The 25,032-nt window shown below is 69.0% G+C and carries 22 protein-coding genes; 5 read left to right on the forward strand and 17 right to left on the reverse strand.

Annotated elements, in window-relative coordinates:
* Window positions 1–140: 140 nt before the first annotated feature.
* Window positions 141–1,058: a hypothetical protein gene (locus LQZ87_RS00005; RefSeq protein WP_230101397.1), complete on the forward strand. Its 918-nt coding sequence runs from the start codon at window positions 141–143 to the stop codon at window positions 1,056–1,058.
* Between the two features lie 50 nt (window positions 1,059–1,108).
* Here the strand turns inward: LQZ87_RS00005 and LQZ87_RS00010 are convergent, their stop codons facing one another.
* Window positions 1,109–2,008, reverse strand: coding sequence for a glycosyltransferase family 2 protein (locus LQZ87_RS00010; protein WP_230101398.1), 900 nt, complete (start codon window positions 2,006–2,008; stop codon window positions 1,109–1,111).
* A 133-nt stretch (window positions 2,009–2,141) separates the two neighbouring features.
* On the opposite strand from LQZ87_RS00010, the gene LQZ87_RS00015 reads away from it, so the two are divergent.
* The 4 genes from LQZ87_RS00015 to LQZ87_RS00030 are packed head-to-tail and all read left to right on the forward strand — an operon-like array spanning window position 2,142 to window position 6,861.
* Window positions 2,142–3,272, forward strand: a complete 1,131-nt coding sequence (locus LQZ87_RS00015; protein WP_230101399.1) for a glycosyltransferase — start codon at window positions 2,142–2,144, stop codon at window positions 3,270–3,272.
* Between the two features lie 15 nt (window positions 3,273–3,287).
* A complete protein-coding gene (locus tag LQZ87_RS00020; protein WP_230101400.1) occupies window positions 3,288–4,820 on the forward strand; it encodes a glycosyltransferase family 4 protein in 1,533 nt (510 codons plus the stop codon).
* Window positions 4,817–5,677 (forward strand): hypothetical protein, encoded by an 861-nt coding sequence (locus LQZ87_RS00025; protein ID WP_230101401.1) that lies wholly within the window; start codon window positions 4,817–4,819, stop codon window positions 5,675–5,677. Before LQZ87_RS00020 ends, LQZ87_RS00025 begins: the two co-directional genes overlap by 4 nt.
* Before the next feature lie 35 nt (window positions 5,678–5,712).
* Window positions 5,713–6,861, forward strand: coding sequence for a hypothetical protein (locus LQZ87_RS00030; RefSeq protein WP_230101402.1), 1,149 nt, complete (start codon window positions 5,713–5,715; stop codon window positions 6,859–6,861).
* Between the two features lie 597 nt (window positions 6,862–7,458).
* Here the strand turns inward: LQZ87_RS00030 and LQZ87_RS00035 are convergent.
* From LQZ87_RS00035 to LQZ87_RS00110, 16 genes are read right to left on the reverse strand one after another with little or no spacing between them, the layout of a single operon-like run.
* Window positions 7,459–7,722: an acyl carrier protein gene (locus tag LQZ87_RS00035; RefSeq protein ID WP_230101403.1), complete on the reverse strand. Its 264-nt coding sequence runs from the start codon at window positions 7,720–7,722 to the stop codon at window positions 7,459–7,461.
* Between the two features lie 23 nt (window positions 7,723–7,745).
* The gene (locus tag LQZ87_RS00040; RefSeq protein ID WP_230101404.1) at window positions 7,746–8,972 is read right to left on the reverse strand and encodes a pyridoxal-dependent decarboxylase, exosortase A system-associated; all 1,227 of its coding nucleotides are present in this window, start codon (window positions 8,970–8,972) and stop codon (window positions 7,746–7,748) included.
* A complete protein-coding gene (locus LQZ87_RS00045) occupies window positions 8,969–10,528 on the reverse strand; it encodes an acyl-CoA ligase (AMP-forming), exosortase A system-associated (RefSeq protein ID WP_230101405.1) in 1,560 nt (519 codons plus the stop codon). Before LQZ87_RS00045 ends, LQZ87_RS00040 begins: the two co-directional genes overlap by 4 nt.
* The gene (locus LQZ87_RS00050) at window positions 10,528–11,970 is read right to left on the reverse strand and encodes an O-antigen ligase domain-containing protein (protein ID WP_230101406.1); all 1,443 of its coding nucleotides are present in this window, start codon (window positions 11,968–11,970) and stop codon (window positions 10,528–10,530) included. Before LQZ87_RS00050 ends, LQZ87_RS00045 begins: the two co-directional genes overlap by 1 nt.
* Window positions 11,967–12,890, reverse strand: coding sequence for a hypothetical protein (locus tag LQZ87_RS00055; RefSeq protein WP_230101407.1), 924 nt, complete (start codon window positions 12,888–12,890; stop codon window positions 11,967–11,969). Before LQZ87_RS00055 ends, LQZ87_RS00050 begins: the two co-directional genes overlap by 4 nt.
* A complete protein-coding gene (locus LQZ87_RS00060; RefSeq protein ID WP_230101408.1) occupies window positions 12,887–13,603 on the reverse strand; it encodes a hypothetical protein in 717 nt (238 codons plus the stop codon). The genes LQZ87_RS00055 and LQZ87_RS00060 overlap by 4 nt, the downstream gene beginning before the upstream one ends.
* A gap of 30 nt (window positions 13,604–13,633) precedes the next feature.
* Entirely contained in the window at window positions 13,634–14,512 is an 879-nt protein-coding gene (locus LQZ87_RS00065) for a glycosyltransferase (RefSeq protein ID WP_230101409.1), read from the reverse strand.
* A complete protein-coding gene (locus LQZ87_RS00070) occupies window positions 14,509–15,876 on the reverse strand; it encodes a glycosyltransferase family 4 protein (RefSeq protein WP_230101410.1) in 1,368 nt (455 codons plus the stop codon). Before LQZ87_RS00070 ends, LQZ87_RS00065 begins: the two co-directional genes overlap by 4 nt.
* Window positions 15,873–17,468, reverse strand: coding sequence for a lipopolysaccharide biosynthesis protein (locus LQZ87_RS00075; protein WP_230101411.1), 1,596 nt, complete (start codon window positions 17,466–17,468; stop codon window positions 15,873–15,875). The genes LQZ87_RS00070 and LQZ87_RS00075 overlap by 4 nt, the downstream gene beginning before the upstream one ends.
* On the reverse strand, window positions 17,465–18,661 hold the full coding sequence (locus tag LQZ87_RS00080; RefSeq protein WP_230101412.1) for a glycosyltransferase family 4 protein: 1,197 nt from the start codon (window positions 18,659–18,661) through the stop codon (window positions 17,465–17,467). The genes LQZ87_RS00075 and LQZ87_RS00080 overlap by 4 nt, the downstream gene beginning before the upstream one ends.
* 5 nt (window positions 18,662–18,666) lie before the next feature.
* Complete coding sequence (locus LQZ87_RS00085) at window positions 18,667–19,797, reverse strand: DegT/DnrJ/EryC1/StrS family aminotransferase (RefSeq protein ID WP_230101413.1); 1,131 nt, start codon at window positions 19,795–19,797, stop codon at window positions 18,667–18,669.
* Window positions 19,794–20,753, reverse strand: coding sequence for a methionyl-tRNA formyltransferase (locus tag LQZ87_RS00090; protein ID WP_230101414.1), 960 nt, complete (start codon window positions 20,751–20,753; stop codon window positions 19,794–19,796). The genes LQZ87_RS00085 and LQZ87_RS00090 overlap by 4 nt, the downstream gene beginning before the upstream one ends.
* Window positions 20,743–21,753, reverse strand: a complete 1,011-nt coding sequence (locus LQZ87_RS00095) for a hypothetical protein (protein ID WP_230101415.1) — start codon at window positions 21,751–21,753, stop codon at window positions 20,743–20,745. Before LQZ87_RS00095 ends, LQZ87_RS00090 begins: the two co-directional genes overlap by 11 nt.
* Complete coding sequence (locus LQZ87_RS00100) at window positions 21,750–22,940, reverse strand: DegT/DnrJ/EryC1/StrS family aminotransferase (protein WP_230101416.1); 1,191 nt, start codon at window positions 22,938–22,940, stop codon at window positions 21,750–21,752. Before LQZ87_RS00100 ends, LQZ87_RS00095 begins: the two co-directional genes overlap by 4 nt.
* Complete coding sequence (locus tag LQZ87_RS00105) at window positions 22,937–23,932, reverse strand: NAD-dependent epimerase/dehydratase family protein (RefSeq protein ID WP_230101417.1); 996 nt, start codon at window positions 23,930–23,932, stop codon at window positions 22,937–22,939. Before LQZ87_RS00105 ends, LQZ87_RS00100 begins: the two co-directional genes overlap by 4 nt.
* Window positions 23,929–24,999 carry a Gfo/Idh/MocA family oxidoreductase gene (locus LQZ87_RS00110; protein ID WP_230101418.1) on the reverse strand — a complete coding sequence of 357 codons (1,071 nt, stop codon included), beginning with the start codon at window positions 24,997–24,999 and terminating at the stop codon, window positions 23,929–23,931. The genes LQZ87_RS00105 and LQZ87_RS00110 overlap by 4 nt, the downstream gene beginning before the upstream one ends.
* Window positions 25,000–25,032 lie beyond the last annotated feature (33 nt).

Here is a 25,032-nt window from a genome sequence, read left to right on the forward strand (position 1 = left end):
CGACGCCCCAGCCCACCCAGACGGCGACACCGACTCCGGCGCCGACTCCGACGGAGCCCACGACGCCTCCCGTGACGACGCCTCCCGTGACGCAGCCTCCCGTGACGCAGCCGACCACCCCGCCCACGGCGGCAGGCTGTGTGGGTGCGCCGAACACCCCGGGCGGCGCCGATCCGTGGGGCGGATGCTGGCCAGGACCGCAGAACACCGGCTACCCGCAGGGGCTCGCCGGCGACACCCGCAAGCCCGTCTCGCTGACCACCTACACGGGCCCCACGACCATCCGCAGCTGCGGCGTCGTGATCGACTCGAAGGTCGTGAACAGCACACTGATCATCGAGGCCGGCAACGGCACGACGTCGAAGAGCACGCCGTGCGTGACCATCCGCAATTCGCTCGTGAAGGGCGTCATCTACAGCGAGAAGGCCAGCTACGGCCCCGTCCTCATCGAGGACACCGAGGTCAGCCCTCCTGACCTGCCCTGGTGGGAGAACATCGGACGCAGCAACTTCTTCGCGTACCGAGTGAACTCGCACGGCGGCGAGGGCGTCATCAAGTGCGACAGCAACTGCGAGGCCAAGGACAACTGGGTCCACGGCATGGAGCTGGGCGGTTCGTACCACTACAACGCGTTCGGCGGGAACGGCACGAACAACTTCCGCATCGAGCACAATTACGCCAGCTGCGGCGACTGGTCGAAGATCTCGACCCGCACGAGCGATGCCGGATGCTCTGCAGTGATCGGGTTCTACGGCGACTACGCGCCGATCCAGAACATCACGATCAACCGCAACTTCCTGGCCTCGACCTTCACCACCAGCGCCGGGGTGCACACGCAGGCGGGCTACTGCCTGAACCCGGGCTACTACCCCGGCAAGCCCTACCCCGACACGAAGAACATCACCGTCACCGACAACGTGTTCGCCCGCGGCAGCTCCGGCACGTGCGGCGTGTACGGTCCGACGAACAGCCTGAACGGCCGCGGGGCGCCGAACGGCAACGTCTGGTCGGGCAACCGCTATGCCGACGGCACGGCGATCGGTCGCGTCGAGGAGTGATCGCGCCCTGACACCGCTGTGGCCTCTCGGGTTCGCCCGGGAGGCCACGGTCAGCGCGGGACGAACATCCCGTTAATCCCCAGCGGCGCCGGCCGAGCGGACGGCTTCACGAGCGCGCGCACGGTCGGCCAGGACTCCTTGCGTCCGAGCACCGCGCGACGCAGCTCGACGAGTACGCTCGCCCACAGGTAGAACCATCCGCGCACCGGCCCGGTGAGCCGTCGATAGATGCGCACCCGGTTCAGGATCTTCATCATGTGCGTCGTGGCGCTCTCGCCGGAGCCGCCTCCGACGTGCACGGCGCCGGCATCAGGGGTGTAGCGCGTCGCCCACCCGGCGTCCCGCGCGCGCAGGCTGAAGTCGGTCTCCTCGGAGTAGAGGAAGAACGATTCGTCCATCCCGCCCAGGCTCTCGTAGCACTCGGAGTCGACCAGCAGCACGGCTCCGACGGCCCAGTCGACGTCGTGCTCGGTCTCGTATTCGCGCGGATCCTCGATCCGCTCGGTGAATCGCGGCCATCCGGTGAAGCTCAGCCCGCCGACCCGTCCGAACGTCGGGCGACGCCGGAGCGTCGGCGAGAGCTCGCCGTCCTCTTCGCGCACGCGCGGTGCGACGATGCCGACCCCAGGCTTGTCGAGCACGGCCAGCATCCGCGGCACCGAATCGGCATCGAGGGTGGCATCCGGGTTCAGGATCAGGATGGCGTCCGCCTGCGGTGATGCTGCGACGGCGCGGTTCATGCCGGCCGCGTAGCCCACGTTCGTGGAGCGCACCAGCGTGCAGTCGTCACGTAATCCGAGGATCGCGAGCGTGCGGTCGGTCGACCCGTTGTCGACGACGACGACGGATGCCGTCAAGTCTCCCAACGCTGCCGGGATGCTGTCGAGCAACGCCGACACGTGGTCCTCGCTGTTGTAGGTCACGACGGTGACGGCGACATTCACGCTCACGCGCTCATCGTAGCGATGCTCGGAGTTCGCCGCCGCTCTGTTGCCCGAGGCGGTCCACCCCTAGACTCACGGTGTGGGGATGCAACCTATGGGTGTTGGGGAACGCCGGCGGGTACCGGTATCGATCGTGTGCGTGTACAACGACGCGGACGTGCTCTCGTCGTGCCTGCGTCGCTCCGTCGACGCACAGTCCGCGACGGCGCCGGAATCCGAGCTGCTGGCAGTGGACAACCGCGAGAACCGCTTCTCGACAGCGGGGGCCGCGCTGAATCACGGCGCGCGCGAGTCCCGCAACGACGTGGTGGTGTTCGTCCACCAGGACGTCGTGCTGCATTCGCTCCCCGCGCTCGAGGAGGCCGCAGCCGAGCTGCTCCATGCGTCCGACATCGGGATCATGGGCGCGGCAGGCATCGACCGCGACGACCTCATCATCGGCCGCCTCCGCGATCGGATCGTGATGATCGGAGAACCGGCTCCCACACCGCGCGACGTCGAGACCCTCGACGAGGTGCTGCTCATGATGACCAGGCAGCAGGTGCTCGATGAGCCGATCTCCGAGGACCCGCTGCTGGCGTGGCACGCCTACGGCGTCGAGTACGCGTTGCGCGTGCGCAGAGCCGGGCGTCGTGCGGTCGCGCGCGATGTGCCCCTCACGCACAACAGCCTGAGCACGAACCTCGCCAAGCTCGATCTCGCGCATCGTCATGTCGCCGACGAGTACCCCGAACTGGTGCCCATCCACACGACATGCGGCACGGTGCGACGCGACGACGCGACCACGCCGGTGCAGCAGGGACTGCGCCGATTCCGCAGCGCCCGGATCTGGTGGGGCGAATCGACCGTCGCGCGCGACGTGCATCGGATCAGCCCGGAGAGCGAGAAGGTGTTCGCCGACATCCGGATGCTGATCGACGAGGCTCTCGAGATCGGCGGCAAGCGGGCACTGCGGGTGCTCGACCTCGATCCGGCTGCCACCGCCGATCACGCCGACGACCTCGTTCGCTTCGATCGGCCGTTCGCCGTCGCCACCGCCGACGTCGACACGGCACGCGACACCATCGCCGCCCGCGACGCGGACGAGCTGATCTTCGTCGCCGGACTCACCGATGAAACGCAGACGGCCCTCACGCCGTTCGACGGTCAGCCGCACGTACTCGGTAATTCGCACTCGACGGGTCGATGGGCGCTGATCGGGGCGAGCGCCGATGAGCTCAAGGCGCTCTGGCCGTCCCGGCGCAACCGCCCCCTGCCCGGCTTCGCCTGATCCGCCATGGCGAATATGCGTTCACGCGATCCGCGCGCCCGCTTCGCCGCCGGCCTGTGGGGAGCCGTCGTGCTCGTCACCGACTGGTTGCCGCCCCGCGTGCGCTACGGCTATGTGCATCGCCTGACGAGGGCCGTTCTTTCACGTGATCTGCCCTCGCTGCCGCGCCGGGCAGTTGTCGCATCCGAGCCCTCCGCGCCGACGGGCACAGGGCGTCTCGCGGCGAGCGGCGTGGACGCGACGCGGTGCGTCCTCGCCGCCGACAGCCTCGACATCGGTGGCATCGGCAGTGTCATCGAGGCCCTCGCCCTGGGTCTCGCCGCGCACGGCGTCGAACCGATCGTGATCGCGCCGGGAGGCGGCGATCGGGCGCAGCGGCTCAGGGTTGTCGGCATCCGGGTGCTCGCCGCAGACGACGAGGCGGCGGCCCGTCAGGCGATTCAGGACGCCGCCCCCGACGTCGTCCAGCTGCACAGCGCGCCGCCGCACATCGAGCGAGCCGCGATCGACAGCGCGCGGCCTCTCATCCCCGTGATGCACAACACCGAGATCCACTTCACCCCGGCCCGCTGGGCGGCGTTCTCCGACCTCATGGCTGCATCCGTCACCGGCATCGCGGTCAGCGCGACGGTGCGCGAGTTCCACCTCGCCCACCTCGGTGGTTCCGCACCGATCGTCGTCGTGCCGAACGGCGCACCCGCGCCGCATGCCGCACAGCCGGACGACCGACGGCGTGCTCGTGAGGAGCTCTCAACGGTCCTGGGCGTCGACATCGCCGACGACCTCGTGTTCCTGTGCCTGGCGCGCTACGACGCGCAGAAGAATGCTGGAGGGCTCGTCGCGTCATTCGGGCCGGCGACCGAGTCGTCTCGCGTGCCGCTGCGTCTGGTCTGGGCGGGAGCTCCGTCGGACTGGGCTGAACTGCGCCGAGCCGACGCGCTGCGCCGCGCGGGTTCGGCAGCCGACCGCATCCATCTGCTCGGCAACTCCGACGCGGCCGCGCTGCTCGCGGCAGCCGACGCGTTCGTGCTCGACTCGTTCTTCGAGGGGTGGCCGATGGCAGCGACGGAGGCCGCGGCATTCGGGCTGCCCCTGCTGCTCAGCGATGTCGGCGGGGCGCGCGAGCTCGTCGCACGAGACGCCGACCGGTCGGTGCTGATCCCGAATGCGACGGGCGACGCCGGACTCGTCAGCGACGCCCGCGTTCGCAGCGCGCGGTGGCACTCGGCGGAGCAGTCCAACGCTGCTGAGCTGCGAGCGGCCGTGGACCGGATCGCGCAGACGGTGCTCGCCGAGCGCGGGGACGGTGCCACCTCGTATGGCGGTTCCACCTCGCACGTGCTGTCCTCCGACAGCGACGTCTCGCTCTCCGGCGACGCCACCTCGCACGGCCCATCCACCTCGCGCGGCCCCTCCACCTCGCGCGGCGACGCTGACCCCGGCGGCGTGCAGGCGATGCTGGCCGGCCACGCAGCGATCATCCACGAGGCGGCGGCACGGCATCCGTCCCTCGATCCGACCGGCCCCGACGGCAGGTCGGCATCATGAGCACGGTCGAGGTCCTGCCGATCGCCGATGCGGATGCCGCGGCCGTCGCGCGATTCCTGCACGACGAGCTCAATCCGGCGGTGACGGTCTCGTCCTGGGCGCGCCTGCTGCGGCCGCCGTGGGCGGAGGCGGGTCCGAACCGCGGCTGGATGCTGAAGGACGGCGACCGCGTCGTCGGCGCGTACGCGGCGGTGTACTCGCAGCGAATCGTCGATGGCGACCCTGTGCCGGTGTGCAATCTGGCGGCGTTCTGCGTGCTCGAGGAGCATCGCATGCACAGCGTGCGCCTGATCCGCGCTCTGCTGAAACAACGGGAGTTCGTCTTCACCGATCTCTCCCCCAGCGGCAACGTCGTCGCGATGAACGAACGGCTCGGCTTCACCCGGCTCGACAGCGCCACGAAGCTCGTGGTCAATCCGCCGTGGGTGCGAGGGCGTGACGTGCGGGTGAGCGGCGATGCGGTCGCGATCGCCCGCGTCCTGCGCGGGCCGGATGCTCAGGTGCACCGGGATCATCGCGACGCGGCCGCCGCCCGTCATGTGCTCGTGCAGCGCGGGGACGAGTACGCCTATCTCGTGTTCCGCGCGCACACGCTGAAGCATCTTCGACTGTTCGCCCTGCCGCTGTACGTTGGCGGCAGCCGTGACCTGCTGCGGCGCGAATGGCGCGCGGTGCGATCGCACCTGCTGCTGCGGCACGGTCTGCCGTTCACTCTGGCCGAGAAGCGCATCCTCGGATTCACGGCCAGTTTCGGCCGCGTGCTCGCCGCGCCGCGGGCGCGGATGGTGCGCGGCACCGGCATCCCCGCGGCCGACGTCGACTACCTGTACAGCGAACTGGCGCTCGTGAACTGGTAGTCATCCAATGTCGGTGGCCCCTGGGAGCATGAAGTATGGCAGTTTTCACCGACGTCGCGGCGCTGATCCCCACCTTGTGTGGGTGCGGTGCCGACGTGGGTGATGCGGAATCGGTGCAGGCGTCGATGATGTTGATGGCGGATGCCGATGTGGTGAGAGTCCTGGAAGAGACCGCGGCGTTGGCGAAGCAGGTCGAGCAGATTCAGGTCGCCGCTGCCGGCGTGATCGCGGTGCGGTCGACGCGCGACCGCGGGCACTCTGGGCTGTCGGCGTCGCGGGGGCACCGGTCGGCGGCATCGCTGATCCAGGACGTGACGGGGTCGACCAAGGCGGATGCCGCGCGAAAGGCGCGGGTCGGGGAAGCGCTGGTCGACGACACCGAACCGTCTGATGCCTCATCTCCTATTGGTGAGGAGGCGCGTGGGGAGGGTTCTGCACCCTGGTACCAGCCGTTGCGGGGTGCGTTACGGGACGGCGGCCTGACGTCGTCGCAGTTCGATGCGATCCGGCGCGGGCTGGGTGAGCCGCCGGAGCTCGAACCGGATGGCACCGACACCGACCCAGTGGATGCTGATGCCCGCGCGCAAGCGCAGGAGGAGGCTCGGGCGGCATGGGCGCAGGCCGCTGAACATCTCATCGGTGAGGCTGCGGTGCGCACGGTCGAGGAGCTGTGGCAGCAGGCGCGGACGATCCGTGACCTGCTCGACCCCGAGGGCGCCGAGGCACGGTTCCTGGACCGGTTCGAGAAGCGGTCGTTCCGGACGTTCCGCGGGCAGGACGGGCAGAAGCGGGCGAGCATGGTGTTCGACGATGAGGGCGATCTGTTCCTCGAGACGTTGATGGCGGCCGCGTTGCGACCTCGCCGGGGCGGACCTCGGTTCGTGGACCCGGATGAGAAAGAACAGGCCGCATCTTTGGCGGATGACCCGCGCACGAACGATCAGCTCGCCTACGACCTCATCATGGATGTGCTGCGCGCCGGTGCGCTCGCGGACGCCGAGAACGTGTTCGGCACCCGCCAGGCGGGCGTCCGGCTGGTGCAGACGGTGGATGCCGAGGCAACACCGGTTCGGTCGCACACAGCGAGGACCACCTGGTGTCCATGCCCGGCGCCGTCGCAGAGCAACACGTCTGCGACACCGGGTTCGTGCCTGTCACGGTCGATTCCTGCGGCAATCCGCTGAACGTCGGACGAGAGCAACGGTTGTTCACGCCGAAACAGCGCATCGGCCTCGCGATCCGTGACGGTGGATGCCGGTGGCACGGCTGCGACCGCCCGGCGTCATACTGCGAAGCCCACCACATCGACGAATGGGACCGGGATCAAGGCCGGACCGACATCGACCGCGGGGTACTGCTCTGCCGATACCACCACATGACCCTGCACCACGGCGGATGGCGGATCACCCGGCGAGACAAAGACGACTTCGTGCTCCACCATCCGTCGGGAGAGACATTCCCGATGCGAACAAGGACTGTACTCAGCTATGCATGGGGCGGGATCGACCCGCCACCCAAACGATTCCGACCCGCCGCGTGACAGGCGGCCGCGCGAACCGGACCCTAATCTGAACCAGCGGCGGCCACGCGACCGCGCCCGCGGTAGAAACCGCGCGCTCGCAGCGTGAGCTCGACGGCGGGTCCGCACCAGGCGGCGGCGTGATCGATGGCGGCCGCGCGAATCAGAGGGTCGCAGCGCGAGTCAGGGGTCGCAGCGCGAGTCAGAGGGTCGCAGCGCGAATCAGACGTGGCCGCACGGAATCAGGCGTGGCCGCGCAAAATCACGCCGCAGAGGCGCGCTTGTCGTCGACGAACGCAGTCAGCGTGCCGACGGTCTCGAACAGCTCGGCGCCGAACTCGTCGTCGTCGATCGTGATGTCGAAGCGGTCCTCCAGCGCGCCGACGAGCGCGACGACGCCGAACGAATCGAGCTCGGGGCGCGCCCCGAACAGCTGCGTGTCGGGCGTGAGGTCAGCGGGGCTGTCGGGCAGCTCCAGCGCATCGATAAGCACCTCGCGCACGGCGGTCAGAGTCTCTGCGGTCATTGCTGTCTCCTTGGTTCAGGTGTCTAGACGAGCACTTCGGCGGGTGCCGGGTGCCCGAGGAACGCGGTGGGGCTGGCCGTCAGGCCGTACGCCCCCTGTTGGAAGATGACGATCAGGTCGTCGATGTCGGCATCCGCCGGCAACTCGACATCGTCGCCGAGCAGATCGAGCGGGGTGCACAGGCAGCCGACGACGGACACGCCCTCGCCCCCGGCATCCGCTGCCCTGGTCCCGACGATCAGCGGATAGTTCCGCCGGATGGCCTGGCCGAAGTTGCCGGAAGCGGCCAGTTGGTGGTGCATGCCGCCGTCGACGACGAGGAACGTGCGCCCGCGCGACACCTTCCGATCCACCACACGGGTCACATAGACCCCGCACTCGCCGACGATGAACCGGCCGAGTTCGATCACGGGACTCGCCTCGGGGAATCGCGCGGCGATCGGCCCGTCGATGAGTCGGCCGAGGTTCTCGGCAACCCGCTCCAGCTCGAGGGGACGATCGCGTTCGGTGTACGGGATGCCGAAACCGCCGCCCAGATTGAGGTAGCGCAGCGACGTGGGCAGCAACTCGGCGAGCTCAGTGACGAGGTCGACCGTGCGGGTCTGCGCCTCGGCAATGATCTCGGCGTTCAGATTCTGCGACCCGGCGAACACGTGGAATCCGAGGATGTCGATGCTTCCGGCGAGCTCCGCGAGCACCTCGGGCACCTGCTCGGCGTCGATGCCGAACTGCTGCGGGCCACCGCCCATGCGCATGCCGGAGCCCTTGACCGCGAAGTCGGGATTCACGCGCATGGCTACCTGCGGTGAGAGACCGAGTTCGTCGCCGGCGGCGATCACTCGGCGCAGCTCCGTGGTCGATTCGACCTCGACGATGATCCCGGCGGCGACAGCCTGGCTGATCTCGGCGGGCGTCTTCCCAGGACCGGCGAAGCTCACCCGATCGGCGCGTATGCCGGTGTCGAGCGCATGATGCATCTCGCCGGCGGATGCCACGTCGATCCGGTCGACGCGCGTCGCAAGGTGCTGCACCACGGCCGGCATCGGGTTCGCCTTCATCGCATAACTGAGCTCGATGCGTTCGGGGAGCACAGCGCGCAGCAGATCGACGCGAGCGTCGAGCACGCCCCGGTCGTAGGCGAAGAAGGGCGTCGAGCCGACCCGTGCGGAGAGCCTGCTGAGCGGCATCCCGCCCACCCTCAATTCGCCGTCGATCGTGCCGAAGGCGGTGACGTGTTCGTGCGGACTCATGCGGAAACCTCTGACTTGATGCGAGGGCGGTCGAACTTGCCGTTCGGCGAGCGGGGCAGGTCATCGCGCACGTCCACCCGCGACGGCAGCATGTACGCCGGCAGCAGGGGGCGAAGCGCCGTGATCAGGTGTGCGGCCTCGAAGCCGTGGGCGGCCGGCGTGACCGCGAACACGATCCGATGACCGAGAGCCGGGTCCTCCACCCCGACGGCCACCACGTCGCGCACCAGACCGGTGCCGTACGCCGCCTCTTCGAGCTCGGTCGGGCTGATGCGATACCCGGAGGTCTTGATCATGTCGTCGGAGCGGCCGACGAACGACAGGAAGCCCTCGTCGTCGGCGACCACGGTGTCGCCCGACCAGACGGCGAGCTCAGGGGCACGCCATTCCTGACCCGGGTGGTGCACGGGGCGGAAGCGTTGCGCCGTGCGCTCGGGGTCGTTCCAGTATCCGAGGGCGACAAGGGCCCCGCGGTGCACCAGCTCGCCCTCCTCGCCCGGGTCGCACCGCGTGCCGTCTGGCCGCAGCACAAGCACCTCGGCGTTCGGGATCGCCTTGCCGATCGAGTTCGGCCTGCGGTCGACCTCGGCAGGGTCCAGGTAGGTGGATCGGAACGCCTCGGTCAACCCGTACATGAGATACGGATCGGCCTCGGTGAAGGTCGCGCGGAGCTTGTCGAGAGTCGTGCGAGGCATCCGTCCTCCGGTGTTCGCCCAGTAGCGGATGCGGCGAGCCACGTCGTCCGGCCAAGGGACGTCGGCGAGCTGCAACCACAGCGGCGGAACGCACGTCAGCCCTGTGACGCCGTGCGCCGCACAGATCTTGGGCACGTCACGCGGCAGCAGGTAGTTCATCAGCACGCAGTGCGCACCGACCGCGAACGCCGTCGTGACCTGGCTGAGGCCGGCGTCGAAGCTCAGCGGCAGGACGCTGAGAATCACGTCGTCCGCGGTGTTGTGCAGGTAGGTGCTGACACTCTCGGCGCCGACGATGAGGTTGCGGTGGCTGAGCACGACGCCCTTGGGCTTGCCGGTGCTGCCGGACGTGTACAGGATCGCGGCCGGGTCGAGATCGATGACGTCGACCGGCGTGAAGTCGTCGGCGCCGGTGCCGGGAGCCGCCCAGCCGTGCACGCTGTGGTCTCCGGTTGCTTCGGGCGGCGCAGCACCGACCACGATCACGTGCTCGACGGACGCCCCAGCCAGCACGACGGCGAGCTGTGACAGCCGGTCGGCCGAGGTCACGAGGAACCGCGCCCCGCTGTCCGCGAGGATGTGCCCGACCTGGGCGGGTTTGAGCACGTGATTGATCGGCACGAACATGCCCCCGGCGACGGACGCCGCGAAGAACGCAGCGACCGTCTCGACGCGCTTCTCGAGATAGATCGCGACGCGATCGCCCCGCTCGAGCCCGAGACCGTGCAGCTGCGCGGCGGCAGAGCGCGCGGCACCCCACACCTCGGCGTAGCTGTGCGTCGCCGACTGATAGCTCAGCGCCGGAGCATCCGGTCGCTGTCTCGCCTGCTCCGACAGCAGGTGGTGGATCGCCGTGCGCATCAGGTCGCCGGATCCTTCTGCGCGCTTTTCGCGGCCGGCAGCGTGCTGGCCTCCGGCAGCGCCGGCTCGGGGCGGGCGACGTGTCGCGACGCTGCGACGAGGTCTTCGTCCGCCGCGGCCACCGTGCGCACCGACGCGGTCAGCCCGATCATCAGGAAGAGCAGCCCTGCCGAGATCGGGAAGGACAGCCCGTCGAAGAAGATCAGCAGCACCGAGATCGTGAGCAGCGAGGCCACGAGCGCGCGGCCCATCGCACGCAGGTCGGCGAACGGAGAATGCCTGCTCGACCAGAGCGCAGACCCCATCGCGGAGAGCACCATCGCGGCGAGGCTCAACGCCCCGAGGACGCCGAGCTCGACCAGGAGCAGCACCCAGGCGTTGTCGAAGATGTAGTAGCGCGGAAGGAACGTTCCGAACCCCTGACCGATTGTCGGAGAGGACGACAGGAACTCCGGCACGCGAGCGAGCGCGGCCGTGCGCGACTGCGTGCTGGGGTCGTCCGATGCTCCGACGAAGAGATTCATCACGGTTCCGAACATGCCGGGAATGATCGCCAGCGCCGCCGCCGCGATGATTCCACCGCCCACCCCGATCAGCCACCGATACGCGACGGGAATCGCAGGCAGCGAGGCGACGACGGCGACGAACAGGCCGATGAGCGCCGAGCGCGACACCGACACGGCCGATGCGAACATGATCACGGCCACCGCGCCCCACCACCACCCGGCGTACCGCGACGGCGTGGTCCGGAAGCCCTTGTTCACGGCGGTGGTGATCGCCAACGGGATCGCGGCGACGACGGCCGTGCCGTATTCGAGCGGATGTATCGCCGTGCCGGATGCCCGCGTGAACGATCCCCGTGTCGCCGCATCCGCGCCCTCGAACGCGAGGCCGGGAATGTTGACGATCCAGTCGAGCCAGGTCTGGCCGGTGAAGAACTGCACGAGCCCGAGCGCGGCCATCGCCGTACCGGCCAGCGCGAGGCGCCGGATCAGTTTCGCGACGTCATCGTAAGTGCGGATGCCGTCCATGGCCACCAGCAGCACGCCGCTCCACGAGGCGAGCCGCAGCAGTGCCGTGGTCGCCGGGCTGATCTGGTCGCCAGGCTGGCCGCGCAGCAGCGCTGCCGCGAAGCTCACGAGTGCGACGACGACGAAGGCGACGAGCGCATATCGAACCGGCTGCGGCACCGAGCGCAGCTGCCCGGGGGTGCGGGCCTGCAGCCGGGAGAGCAGCCACCAGAACAGCAGGAACATGCCCCACAGCTGCGCCGGCCGGCCGAGGCCGCCGAGGGCGGCGATCGATGTGCTCGAGGGCACGGCGAACAGCAGCACGATGTACACCGTCAGCGTTGTGGCAGCCGTCACTCCGGCGGTGCGGCCCAGAGCGCTGTGGGCGTCGGCTGCGATCGGACTGGACGTCCCCGACCGGAGGATCGTCATCTCACGCTCGCCGCGCGCCGGGGCCCTGTGACGGCCACCTCCGAGTCCGCGTCGTAGTCGTCCTCGAAGTCCTCTACGCTCTCGTCGTAGTCGTCCTCGAGATCATCCACAGCGTCATCGTCTGGGTGCACGGCACCGCGACCGCGAACGCGAACGATGTCGTGCTCCACGCCGACGTCGCGCCCCGGGGTTTCGGCCGGCGCTCCATTGACGCTCACCTCATCGTCTGCATCGGTGTTCCGATCCGCGGGCGCTTCGTCCGACGCATCCTCGACCGCGGCTCCGTCAACCCGCCCGGATCCGCCCTTGCGCCCGCCGCGGCGCGCCCGCCGTGCCAGACCGTCGACGAAACTCGCCACGATCAGGGTGAGCACGACGAGACCGAGCGCGGCACCGGCGCTGAGAAGGAGTCGGGTCTTCTGCTGCAGGACGCTCTCGGTGTCTTCCGTCAGAAGCGAGACACTCATGCGGTCGTCCAGGTCGACGTTCTGCTGCTCCTGCAGACGCTCGACGACGACCGAGGTCTCGTCGATCAGGTTCGACAGCACCTCTTCGGCCGCCTCATCGCTCTGGCCGGTGACGACGATCTGGATCACGGGCCCCGAGACGGTGGGGTCGCGTCGCACGACCACCTCGGTGCCCGGATGGTCTTCGACCGCCGGTCCGAGCACTTCAGCGGACTGCATGACGCGCACCACGATGTCCGAGGCCTGCAGCAGGCCGCCGAGGAACAGATACGGGTTCGTGGTGTCTGGAGGGATGGTTCCCTCCCCCGGAATCAGCAGCTGCGTAGCCGTGCGTTCGTAGCCCGGCTGCACCACGGCGAACATCCCGATGCCGACGGCCACCGCGAGAATGAACCCCGGAACGACCACGTACCAGCGGCGGACGAACCCCCAAAGCGTGTCTGCGATATTCATACTGTCTCCCCTTTCACGCGCACGCTCCCCAGCGCGCGCGAGTCCCCTCGGCGGATCACTCGCTGTCTCCTCGGATGCCGTTCCCGCCGGATGATCCGGTCGAGGACGACAGCAGCCGAGAAGGCTGTGACGAGCGCCGCCAGTGTCATGGCGGAAACCGCCATGATCACGTCCGACCTGCCGGGCGACACCTGGTGGATCTCGGTGCTGAGCGGCTCGATCGTCGCGGTAATACGGTCTGATTCGGGCGTGAGCGTCGCGGTCTGTTGCGCGTCGGTCACCGCCATGATGTCGTCGAGCAGCTGCTGCTGCCGCTCGGACACCCATTCCCTGGTGCGGCCCACGATCTGGATGTCGATGGTGGCCGACGGGAAGCTGCTGATGAACTGGCTTCCGGTGTTGCGCAGCGAGACCATGATGCCCTCGCGAACGCCGGCGCCGTAGTACGGAGCATCCGACGACGAGAACGTCTGCACCGGCTTGCCGGCGTTGATCGACGTCGCGACGGCTCCCGCGAACGAGATGATGCTGAGGTCGGTGAGTCCGCTCTCGGGGAGCAGAGTCGATCGCGACGGCAGGGTGAAGGTCACCGTGGTCCGGGTGGAGAACGATCCCCCGTCGCGATAGAACATCGTCGTGAGGACGGCGAACGCGAGCAGCACGGCGAACACGACATACCAACGCCGTACGATCCCCCCCAGAGCATCGCGCATCGTCGCGTCTCCCCTCACGCTCAGCATAGGTCACCCCCGTCCCGCTGCGCTGCCTGATCTTTCGGGCCTGAGACGGGCCTTCAGGGCGAGCATCCCGTCCTTGCCGAGAACGGCCAGCGCGGCCCGGCGCATCGTCGATCGGGCGGCGTCGCGCAACCGACGTGCCGGCGCGACGAGAACCCGATCCCTGGTGATCCGGCCGGCAGGCGGCGTGTTCACATCGTCGAGGAGCGCGGGGAACGATGAACGCCAACCCACCGGCGAGACCAGTCGGCCGCGCACGCGGTTGCTGACGTTCTCACCGTGGATGACCTGCAGCCAGCCCGGTGTCCCCGTGATCTCGACCACCGGCATGGAGCGCCCCAGCATGATGTGCCAGTCGTCCCAGCACGTCCGCGGATCCTCCCACGGCTCCGCCACAGAGCAGAACGCGTTGCTCGGATCGCGGCGCAGGTACACGGCGGCATCGCTCTTGATCAGACCGTCCGTGATGTACAGCGCGCGCTGATCGTCGAAGGTGACGGCATCCTGCAGCCGTTGCATGAAATCGACCGCGAGCCCGTCGTCGTTGTCCACGTTCGTCGTCAGCAGCATCCCGTCGCCGTGTCTGACGATGCCCCGCAGATCCGAGACGAGGACCTCACGAGGCACCTCGGCACGGAAGATCGCCGTGAACAGCCCCTCCTCGGTGTACGGCTCGATTGCCCGCTTCAGCCAGTCGGGGCTCTCCGGGTCGAAGTAGATCACCCAGTCGAAGTCCGCCGTCGTCTGGGCCGCGACCGACGGCGCGCAGTACTGCTGGAACAGCGCCCACCTGTTCGTCAGCCAGGTCTCGCTCGCGCGTATGCGGGCCTCGACGCCGCCCGTGGGCAGGTTGAAGCGCGTCAGCAGGACGTGATCGACGTTCATGTCACATCGGCTGTCGATCGATTGCGGTCTCGCAGGAACCGGCGCAGCTCGGCGACGTCATCGAGATCGACGAGTTCGCGGTCATCCGATCCGGCCGCCGCCTGCGGACGCGATGCGTGCGGCCAGACGGCCAGGCGCGCGGCATCGGGGGCATTGTCGAGCAGATCGTCGAACACGCCGACGTACGCCTCGGCCTGCGGCTTCCAGTCCAGCTCGGCGGCCACGCGGCGACGCGCGGCGAGCCCCAGCTCCACCCGGCGCTCCGGGTCGTCGAGCAGCGCCTCGACGGCATCCGCGAATCCGACGATGTCACCTGACGGCACGAACACCCCCGTGTCGCCGGCCGAGACCCGCGTCTCGACGAGGTCGAACGACACGGCGGGCACGCCGTACGCCATGTACTCCATGGTCTTGTTCATTGTGGAGACGTTGTTCAGCGGGGTGTTCAGATCGGGGCCCAGCCCCAGGTCGGCCGAGCTGAGGTACTGGGTGATCTGGTCGGGCCCGACCCTGCCCGTGAAGACAACGTTGTCGTCGAGGCCGCGGGCGGTGCACTCGCGCTTAAGGTCTTCGAGGCAGTCCCCGAAACCCATCAGCACCGCGCGGACGCCCGTGCGTCCGCGATTGTGAACGAGCTCGTCCATCACGGCGAGGATGTTCTCGACACCGTCCTGCGGCCCCATGATCCCGAGGTACGCGAGCACGTGATCGGCGCCTTCGCGGATCTGCGGATCGGGGTACACCGGTCGCATGACCGTGGTGTCAGGCCCGCTGCGCACGATCGTGACGAGGTCGGAGGCGAGTCCGCCGCGGCGCTCCGCGACGCGCTTGTAGGAGCCGTTGGTGGAGAGCACTCGGTCCGCGAAGCGGAAGGTGTTGCGCTCGAGCATCACGAGTCCGCCCAGCTGCAGCCGGCCACCGATGCTCGTCGGCCGACCGAAGCGCGAGATGTACAGCTCGGGGTTCAGGTCGTGGTGGTCGAAGATGAACCGCACCCCGCGCAGGCGCCAGAGCAGCGCAAGCAGCCAGTACGTGTCCGGCGGGTTGCACGCCTGGATCACGTCGAATCCATGGCGCCGGCGCACCCGGAACGACAGCAGCGCCGTGCGCACCCACGAGTAGGCGAACTCGATCGCGAACCCCGCGAGTCCCTTCGCCTCCGGCGCCGGGGCGTACTTGTGGATGTGCACGCCGTCGATCTCCTGATACGACGGGTCGCCAGGCCCCTTCGGGCAGATCACGGACACCTCATAGCCCTGGCTGCGCAGCGCCTGGCACTCCAACCACACCCGACGGTCCAGCGGAACCGGCAGATTCTGCACGATGATCAGCACGCGACGGCGTGCCCTGTTCTCCCTGTTCATCTCTGCTCCCCTCCAGCAACCCCATCGGCGGTCGCCGACGAGGACAGAACTCCTCCATCTGCCCAGCGGCGCATGCCGGGAAGCCGCGCCCCGAGCCGTGACCGTGCGAGCATCGTCAGCGCCTCCGGCAGCACCTGCGGCGCCAGCACACGGGTGATGAGCAGATGCACGACCAGCACGGCGATCCCGATCAGCACGAGCGAGCCCCACACCGGCATCTCGGCGGTGAGGCGGCTGACGCCCCAGCCCGCGGCCCCTGATGCGAGGACGGCCGCGACGAGGAAGCCGAACGGCCGCGCCACGACTCCCACACGCGTCTTCAGCATCCGTGACGTGAGGAACCACCGCGTCGCCGTCGCCACGATGCAGACGACGAGGAAGCCCCAGGCGATCGCGACGAGGCCGAAGCCCGCGAGCGCGAACGTCGTGCCGAGCGTCAGTCCGTCGATGATCAACGCGTAGACGAACCACACGCCGGGGCGACCCATCCCGTAGAAGAGGCCGTGGTCCAGCCAGGCACCGACCGACAGGATGCCGGCGAGCGCGAGCACCTGCGCCACCTGCTCGCTCGGCCCCCAGCCGTCTCCGAAGACGATCGGGATGAGCAGCGGGGCGGTCACGGCGAGCAGAGTCAACGGCAGCGACAGGGCGAAGTACGTCAGCCGCAGGGCACGCAGATAGGCACCGAGCAGCCGTGGTCGATCGTCTCGGATCTTCGCGAAGGCCACCTGCGTCACCGGAACGATCGCGCTGCCTGTGAGATCCTGCACCACCTGAACGAGACGCTGGGCGATGTTCATGTAGCCGAGGGCTCCTAGACCGAGCATCGCCGAGATCACCGCGGCCTCGCCCCACGCTCGGAGCATGGCGACGAACTCGACGCCGAGCACCTGGCCGCCGAACGTCGCCATGGTTCGGAACTCGGTGCGTGAGAAAGCGCGCGTCGGCCGCCAGCGCGATGTGATCCACGCCAGCACCGTCGTGATCGCCGGGGCGACGAGGCTCTGGCCGACCAGCGCCCAGACGCCGAAGCCCGATACCGCCATCACGATCGCGACGACCTGGGCGACGGCTGCCGCGGCTGCCCCCTGTCCTGCGAGGACGGCGAAGCGCATGTCGCGCCTCAGCAGCGCCATCGGAACAGAACCGGCGGCCGTCAGCAGCACCCACAGCGACAGCGCATGAAGCACCGGAACGACGTCTTCGTCTCGGAAGACCGCGCCCAGCAGAGGAGCGAGAAGGAACAGCGTCGCGCACAGCACGACGCCGGCACCGAGCGAGAACCAGAAGGCGGTGCTCAGCATCCGCCGATCGGTCTTGTTGACCTGGACGATGTACGCCGCGAACCCGAGGTCGGCGAGCAGGAAGAAGAACGGCAGCACCGTCGAGGCCGCGGCGACGGTGCCGAAGTCCTCCGGGCTGAGCATGCGGGTCAGAATCGCGATCGTGACGAAGCCGAGCAGCCTCGTCGCCCACTTCTGCGCGGTCAGCCAGAGCACACCGGAGGCGGCGCGTCCGCTGACGGCATCAGCAGCGATCGTCGTCTCGAGCTCGTCGGTGCCGCCGACCCGGTCGGTCTGCCGGATCTTCACGTCGTCACCTCTTCAGGAACCCTCGGCCGCATCCGACGCCCGACCCGTTCGGCGAGCCTGCGCCCTTCGCGTGGCAGGTCTAGCAGCCACTCCCGCAGTCCGTAGGCGTCGACCGAGTGGGCGTAGAACTGCGCCATCCGCTCGGACATCGCGTCGAGCCCGAAGCGATCGACGGCGAAGTCGCGGCCGAGAGCTCCGAGCGCGACCCGCCGCTCCCGGTCTGCGATGAGCGGTTCAGCGATCTTCACGAGATCTTCGACCGGACGCTCCGGCCGCTCTGGGCTCCAGTAGCTGGACCGGGCCAGCATCCGCGCCGTGCCCTCGTCGAACAGGCACGACCATCCGGCCTCGCCCTGCACGATCAGCGGCCTCCCGAACGCGAGCGCCCTGGCCGCCGAACCGCCCATGCCGAGCACGATGTCGGCCGCGGCGTAGGCGGGTCGCGGATCGGCCAGCGCCCCGAGCATGCGGACGGCTGGGCGGCCGACGATGTCGTTCACCGCCTCGGCCAGGCGCCGCAGCGACCCTTCCGCCTCGCCGCTGCCGACCACGAACAGCGTCGCTCCGGTGGCCGAGAGGACGCGCATGGAGTCGATCGCGACCGCGAGGGCCGTGCCCTTCAGCCGTGGTTCGAGTCGACTCACGATGCCGAGCAGCGGCCCCTCGCCCAAGTCGTGCTCGGCGCGGAAGGCTTCTGCTCCCGGCACCTCTGGCGAATCGGCGCCCAGATCGACCGGCGGTGAGACCAGGATCGTGCGACCGGGGCGATGCTCGAGCTCTTCGACCAGGTACTCGGTACCGACGACGAGCGGCATGTTGCGGTGCACGACCGAGGTGACGCTCATCTCATACACGGTCTGGGCCCAGGGCCTGCGCCCGAAGCGGGCGGGCCCCCAATAGGCAGGGCGCGCGGCGCCCCACATCCCGTACACGTGGACGAGGTCGGCGGACAGCTCGTCGGCCATGCGGTGCAACTGCCTGGCCTGCGCCATCACTCCGTGTGCTGGATCGTACTCGCGGACCTCGACCACTTGCGCTGCGGCGTAGTCGAGCAGCGACGGACCTCCACCGGACTCGCGCGGCCCCACCAGGGTCGACTCGATCCCGCGCCCGCGCATCGTGCGAGCGAAGTCGACAGCGTTGATCTGGGTGCCTCCGAGTTCCAGGCTGTTCAGGATGACGAGGACGCGCATGGTGGCTACCTCAGCGCCAGATCCCGCACGCCGACGACGGCAGCGCGCACGGCACTCGCCACCCGCTCCTGCTGCTCATCGGTCAGGTGCGGGAACATCGGCAGAGACAGGATGCTGTCGGCCGCGGCCTCGGCCACCGGGAACTGCCCGTCACGGTATCCGAGCGACCGATACGCCTCTGTGAGGTGCACGGGTGTCGGGTAGTGGATGCCGACGCCGATGCCTGCTGCGCCGAGTTCGGCCATCACGCGGTCGCGCTCCGCCGTGCGAACGACGTACAGGTGCCAGACGTCCTCGTTGCCCGCGCGCACGGCGGGAAGCCGCAGCCCGTCGACGTCCGCGAGCAGCTGCGCATAGTGGTCCGCGGCCACGCGGCGCGCGGCGTTCCAGGCGTCGAGCCGGCGCAGCTTCGCCCGCAGCACCGTCGCCTGCACGGCATCCAGCCGCGCGTTCATGCCGACGCGGTCATGGACGTACTTGACGCTGCTGCCGTGCCCACCGAGGTTGCGGACGGTGGCGGCGATCTCGGCGTCGTCGGTCATCACCGCACCGGCGTCGCCCGCCGCCCCCAGGTTCTTGCCCGGGTAGAAGCTCGTCGCGGCCACCCGGCCGATCGAACCCGCCCGCCCTGCAGGGCCGGAGGCGCCCTGTGACTGCGCGGCATCCTCCACGACCGTGAGTCCGTGTCGCTCGGCGATCGGGACGATCTGCTCCAGCGGCGCGGTCTGCCCGAACAGGTGCACCGGCGCGATCACCCGGGTGCGCTCGGTGATCGCATCCTCGATCGCCGCCGGATCGATCAGCAGGTACTCGTCGTCGACGTCGACGAAGACCGGCACTGCGCCGATCCGCGACGCGGCCTCAGCCGTGGCGATGAAGGTGTTCGCCGGCATGATGATCTCGTCACCGGGCTGCACGCCGACGGCGCGGTACGCCAGTTCGAGGGCGTCGGTGCCGTTCGAGACGCCGACCACATGACGCACGCCGATGTAGGCGGCGTACTCCTGCTCGAAGGCGTTCACCTCCGGCCCACCCACGAAGGCTGCGGCTCCGAGCTGCTGCTTCCATCGGGCGAGGACCTCATCGGCGACCTCGGCCTGCTGTGCGGCGAGATCGAGGAAAGGGACGTTGTTCATGCGGATGCTCCGATCAGGCCCGACGCGCGGAGGAAATCGAGGGGAAAGAGGCCCAGCGTCGCGCTCACGGATGAGATGACGTCGGCAGGACGGCACGACTCGCCGTCGACGCGGATCGACCGGAGCCGAAGAACCCCGTCGCCGGTCAGGACGTCCACCTCACCGGACCGACGGTGCACCTGGACGACCCTGCCCGGTACGCGGCCGACGTACTCGGTTGCGTCTGCGACCGGCGAGGCCTCGTCGACGACGATCCGAGCGGTGCCGCAGAACGTGAACGCTCCCGGGTACGGCGCCGTCAGTGCTCGGATGAGGCGATCGACGGCGTCCGTTCCCGCTGCCCAGTCGATCAGGCCGTCATCCGGGACGCGTCCGCAGCAGTAGGTCGCCTCGGTCGGGTCCTGAACGGTACCGGTCTCACCGTGCAGCACGGCGATGATCGCGTCGGGCAGAAGCTCCGCCTGACGCTCGTTCAGGTGCGCGTAGAGATCGGTGACGTCGTCGCGCTCGCCGATCGGGATGCGGTCCCGTGCGATGATCGGCCCGGCGTCGACGCCCTCGACGATGCGGTGGATGGCGATCCCCACGTGCGACTCGCCGTTGATGAGCGCCCAGTTGACGTTCGCTCGGCCCCGGTACCGGGGAAGGTCCGCGTAGTGGACGTTGAGAAACGGGCGCTGCGAGATCAGACGGTCCGGCAGAATCCGCGAGTACGACGACACCACGACCAGGTCGGGGGCCAACCGATCGATCTCGACCTCGAGCGCCGCGGTATTCGGAGCTGCGAGCACAGTGATGCCGGCTTCATCCGCGACGCGTGCGACCGGATCAGCTGCCTCGTCGTCGACGGTGCGGACAACGGCGACGACATCGAATCGCCCGATCAGCGACCGCAGTGCGGATTCTGCGGTCGGCCCGTCGCCCACGAGGACGATGCGTGCGGTGTCAGAGTTCATCGAGATACTCCCTCTCCGCCGCGGACAGGGATGCAGGGTCGCGCAACAGCAGTTCGCCGACTTTGAGACCGCCGGCCTGAAGGTTCACGATCGCGTCGGGACCCGCCTTCGACGGTAGGACGGCCATGTGGCCGTCAGCAGGAGCCGAGGGAGGCCAGACGCTGACGCCAGCGGCCGCCTCGCGCGAGATATCTCCCCAGTACTGCAGGACGACCAGGTCGGGCTGCAGCATCCGGATCAGGTGGAAGTCGTCGGCGGTCAACACGGACGCGCCGGTCGGGGTGACGGCGACGACCAGAGCATCGAGATCCCCGATGGGAAGCTCGTGCAGGGAGGCGGCGGCCGACACCTCGGCGCCGCCGCCGGTGAGACCGGAGGTCAGGAATTCCCGGAACGGATTGTCGCAGAGCACGCCGATCCGGTTCCCGTATGACGGGACACCGGCATCGGCGAGCTCAGCGACCGCCATCGAGCCGAGGTAGGAGAACACGTCGATATCGGGATGCCGTTCGTTGGTGCCCGCGACGCGAACGCCACGACTCCGGATGCCGTCGAGATCGAGATCCACCCGACCCGCCTGGATCTCCCACGCTTCGAACATGAGGCTCAGCGCGGCACCAGGGCGGATCGCTTCGGCGAACTCCCCGATGATCGGTCGAAGATGACCGCTGTTGGTGATGATGTCCGCAGCGCGGAACATCTGCGGCGTGCGCTCGGTGACGACACGGATGCGGTCCTCCACCTGAAATCGCCCGGCGAGCTCGGCCGTCCGGCGCAAGACCTCCTCGGCGCTGCCGTGTCTGGTGGTGCGCGTCACCGCGGTGACCTGTGCCCCGGCCAGCGCAGCGATCACCGGCGTGACGACATAAGCCCCGGTGGCGGCCTCTGTGAGCACCGCCGCCCCCGACAGATCGATCCTGAGACGGTCGACCGCGGTCCGGACGAGCCGAGCCAGCCTGCCCACGCCGAAGCCCGGGCGATCATCGACGACCGTGCTCACGTCCGCGCACCTTCCTCGATGGCTGAGACGAGCGTGCGCACGGGCTGCCGCAGCACCGCGATCACCCGGTCCTGATCGGCCTCGCTCAGCGTGTGGAAGACCGGCAGGATCAGCGTGCTGTCGGTCAGCCGCTCGGTCACCGGCAGCCCGGCGGACGGCGTGAGGTCGACGTACGGCGCCTGACGGTGCGCGGCCATGATGCCGCGGCGTGCCGAGATGTCGGCTTCGGCGAGCGCGGTCAGCAGCCCGTCCCGATCGGTCGGGTAGTCGGATTCGACCTCGACCCAGAACGACTGGAAGTTGCTCGTACCGTACGCAGGGTCGCTCACCGCGCGCAGTCCGCAGATCCCGTCGATCGTGTCCCGGTAGCGCGCAGCGATCTCGCGGCGACGTGCCACGATCGCCGGCAGACGGGTCAGCTGCACGAGGCCGACGGCCGCCTGCAGGTCGGTCATGCGGAAGTTGTAGCCCACCTCGGAGTACTCCTCCGCCGGGGGCAGCACCGACGCGTGCCGATCGGCTGCCGAGACGCTCATGGCATGCTCGCGCAGATGCTTGGCGCGCACCGCCCAGGTTTCCCGATCGGTCGTGATCATGCCGCCCTCACCGGTGGTGAGGAGCTTCCGAGGGTGGAACGACCAGGTCGCGATGTCAGCGCCCGTGCCGACCGGGCGCCCCTTGTACGTGGAACCTGCGCCGCACGCGGCATCCTCCACGACGATGATCCGGAGCGGATCGGTGACCCGGCGGATATCGTCGAGGTCGACGGGCACGCCGCCCTGGTCGACGACGATCACCGCACGCGTCCTGTCGGTCAGCGCCGCGGCCAGCGAGTCTCCGGTGACATTGCCGGTGACGATATCGACGTCGGCGAAGACGGGGTTCGCACCGACGTAGCGGACGGCGTTGGTCGTCGCGATGAACGAGAACGACGGAATCAGGACATCGTCGCCAGGGCCGATCCCCGCCACGGTCAAGGCGAGGTGCAGCGCAGTGGTACAGCTCGTGGTCGCGACTCCGAACCGCGCGCCCATGGCGGCGGCGAACTCCTGCTCGAACCGCGCGACCCGCGGCCCCTGTGCCACCCATCCGCTCGCGATGGCCTCGGCGGCGGCATCCGCCTCCTCCTGGCCGAGCCACGGGACCATTACATTGATGCGCCCGGGTACATTGATGCGCTCGCTCATGCTGCGTCCACCGCTCTTCCGGCTGCGATCTCGTCGCGCAGCGGACCCCACCACTCGACGAGCTGGCGCAGGCCCTCTTCGAGCCCGATCGTCGGCTCCCAGCTGAGGTCACGCTTCGCGGCGGTGATGTCGGCGAGGCGACGGACGACGCCGTTCACGGCCCGCTCGGGCCCGTGCTCGACGTCGAGGTCGGAGCCCATGACCCGCAGCAGCGCCTCGGCGAGTTCGAGCAGGCTCGTCTCGGTCGAGCTGGCGATGTTGTAGGTGCCCTCGACGATGTCGCTCTGGGCGGCCAGCACGTTCGCACGGGCGATGTCGGGCACGCAGACGAAGTCCATCGTCTGGTTGCCGTCGCCGAAGATCAGGGGCGGCTTGCCGTCGACGATGCGCTCCATCCACCGCACCAGCACCTCGGTGTACAGGCCATGCACGTCCATGCGAGGGCCGTACACGTTGAAGTACCGCAGCAGCACGTAGTCGAGCCCCTGCATGGCGCGGAAGCTGCGCACCAGACCCTCGTTGAACGTCTTGGCCGCACCGTAGATGGTGTCGTTGTTCTCGTGGTGATGGCGCTCGGTGGTCGGGAACTCCTCTGCCATGCCGTACACCGAGGCACTGGATGCCGCGATGAGCTTGCCGACCTTGTGCTTGGCCGCCGCCTCGACGACGTTGAACGTGCCGTCGACCAGCACCTCGAGGGCCAGCCGCGGCTCCTCGGCGCACTGCGTGATGCGGATCGCCGCCTGGTGGAACACGATGTCCTGCTCGGCCACGAGCTCGTCGACGAGCCTCGCGTCGCGGATGTCGCCGTCGATCAGTGAGGTCCGTCCCGTGGCGAGCGCGTCGTCGAGGTTGGCGCGGCGGCCGCGGACGAGGTTGTCGAGCACGTCCACGTGAGCGGCGCCGGCCGCGAGCAGCTGGTCGACGAGGGTGGAGCCGATGGTGCCGGCCCCGCCGGTGACGAGGATGCGGGATCCTTCGATGGCGGTCATGCTGCTGCGCTCCGTGCGGGTTGGATGTCGAGGGTCAATGGTGCGGGGGCGCCGCCGGCCTGGAGGCTGCGCTGCGCGGCATCCAGAACCGAGAGCACGCGAAGGCCGGCCTCGCCGTCTGTGCGCGCCGGCCGGCCCTCGCGGATCGCGCTCGCGAACTCGGCCGCCACATTGCCGAGCGCCTCGCGCTCCGGCAGCGCCGGTGACCACGTGTCGCCGAGCCGGTAGGAGATGTTGGCGTCGCGCGCGACGGTCGACACCGTCTTGGTGACCGAGGCGATGTCGACGCCGCGGTCGTAGACGCTGATGCGCTGCTGCGGGTTCAAGTCGTCCCAGACGAGGGTCCGCTTCGTTCCGCCGATGACCATCTGGCGGATCTTCGTCGGGCTCAGCCAGTTCACGTGGATGTGGGCCATCGCCCCACCGACGAGCGGCATGGCGAGGTAGCCGACGCAGGCCTTGCCGGTGCGCAGCGGGTCGGCCCCGTGAGCGGCGACCGAGGTGGTGTCGAGGCCCCCCGGCAGCACGAAGTCGATGATCGACAGGTCGTGCGGGGCGAGATCCCAGAACACGTCGACGTCGGGCTGGATGAGACCGAGGTTGATCCGGACGCTGTCGACGAACAGGATGTCGCCGAGCTCTCCCTCGGCGATCAGCTCGCGGATCTTCAGCACCGCGGGTGTGTAGCAGTAGGTGTGGTCGGCCATCAGCACCAGCCCGCTCTCGGCTGCGCGGGCGACCATGTCCTCGCCGCGGTGGCGCTGGTCGGCGAGGGGCTTCTCGACCATCACGTGCTTGCCTGCGTCGAGTGCCGCCAGCACGATCGGGTGGTGGGTGCGCGCCGGTGTGGCGATCGCGATCGCATCGACCTTCGGGTCGGCGAGCACGTCGTCGAGGCTGGCGGTGACCGGGGCTCCCCCGATCCCGTCGGCGACCTGCTGAGCCCGCTTGATGTCGAGATCGCAGATCGCCGCCAGGTCCCAGTCGGCGCTCGCGCGGAAGTTGCGCGCGAGATTGGGCCCCCAGTACCCGGCGCCGATGACTGCGACGTTCAGTTTCTCCGTCATGATTCCCCTCATTTCTCCCCAGATATGCGTCAT

It is taken from the genome of Microbacterium sp. Bi121, from assembly GCF_918698005.1.
GTDB lineage: Bacteria > Actinomycetota > Actinomycetes > Actinomycetales > Microbacteriaceae > Microbacterium.

Coding starts and splice junctions, on each gene's coding strand:
- LQZ87_RS00020 (WP_230101400.1), top strand. CDS start 3,288: ATGCGTTCACGCGATCCGCGCGCCCGCTTCGCCGCCGGCCTGTGGGGA.
- LQZ87_RS00025 (WP_230101401.1), top strand. CDS start 4,817: ATGAGCACGGTCGAGGTCCTGCCGATCGCCGATGCGGATGCCGCGGCC.
- LQZ87_RS00030 (WP_230101402.1), top strand. CDS start 5,713: ATGGCAGTTTTCACCGACGTCGCGGCGCTGATCCCCACCTTGTGTGGG.
- LQZ87_RS00035 (WP_230101403.1), bottom strand. CDS start 7,722: ATGACCGCAGAGACTCTGACCGCCGTGCGCGAGGTGCTTATCGATGCG.
- LQZ87_RS00040 (WP_230101404.1), bottom strand. CDS start 8,972: ATGAGTCCGCACGAACACGTCACCGCCTTCGGCACGATCGACGGCGAA.
- LQZ87_RS00045 (WP_230101405.1), bottom strand. CDS start 10,528: ATGCGCACGGCGATCCACCACCTGCTGTCGGAGCAGGCGAGACAGCGA.
- LQZ87_RS00050 (WP_230101406.1), bottom strand. CDS start 11,970: ATGACGATCCTCCGGTCGGGGACGTCCAGTCCGATCGCAGCCGACGCC.
- LQZ87_RS00055 (WP_230101407.1), bottom strand. CDS start 12,890: ATGAATATCGCAGACACGCTTTGGGGGTTCGTCCGCCGCTGGTACGTG.
- LQZ87_RS00060 (WP_230101408.1), bottom strand. CDS start 13,603: ATGCGCGATGCTCTGGGGGGGATCGTACGGCGTTGGTATGTCGTGTTC.
- LQZ87_RS00065 (WP_230101409.1), bottom strand. CDS start 14,512: ATGAACGTCGATCACGTCCTGCTGACGCGCTTCAACCTGCCCACGGGC.
- LQZ87_RS00070 (WP_230101410.1), bottom strand. CDS start 15,876: ATGAACAGGGAGAACAGGGCACGCCGTCGCGTGCTGATCATCGTGCAG.
- LQZ87_RS00080 (WP_230101412.1), bottom strand. CDS start 18,661: ATGCGCGTCCTCGTCATCCTGAACAGCCTGGAACTCGGAGGCACCCAG.
- LQZ87_RS00085 (WP_230101413.1), bottom strand. CDS start 19,797: ATGAACAACGTCCCTTTCCTCGATCTCGCCGCACAGCAGGCCGAGGTC.
- LQZ87_RS00090 (WP_230101414.1), bottom strand. CDS start 20,753: ATGAACTCTGACACCGCACGCATCGTCCTCGTGGGCGACGGGCCGACC.
- LQZ87_RS00100 (WP_230101416.1), bottom strand. CDS start 22,940: ATGAGCGAGCGCATCAATGTACCCGGGCGCATCAATGTAATGGTCCCG.
- LQZ87_RS00105 (WP_230101417.1), bottom strand. CDS start 23,932: ATGACCGCCATCGAAGGATCCCGCATCCTCGTCACCGGCGGGGCCGGC.
- LQZ87_RS00110 (WP_230101418.1), bottom strand. CDS start 24,999: ATGACGGAGAAACTGAACGTCGCAGTCATCGGCGCCGGGTACTGGGGG.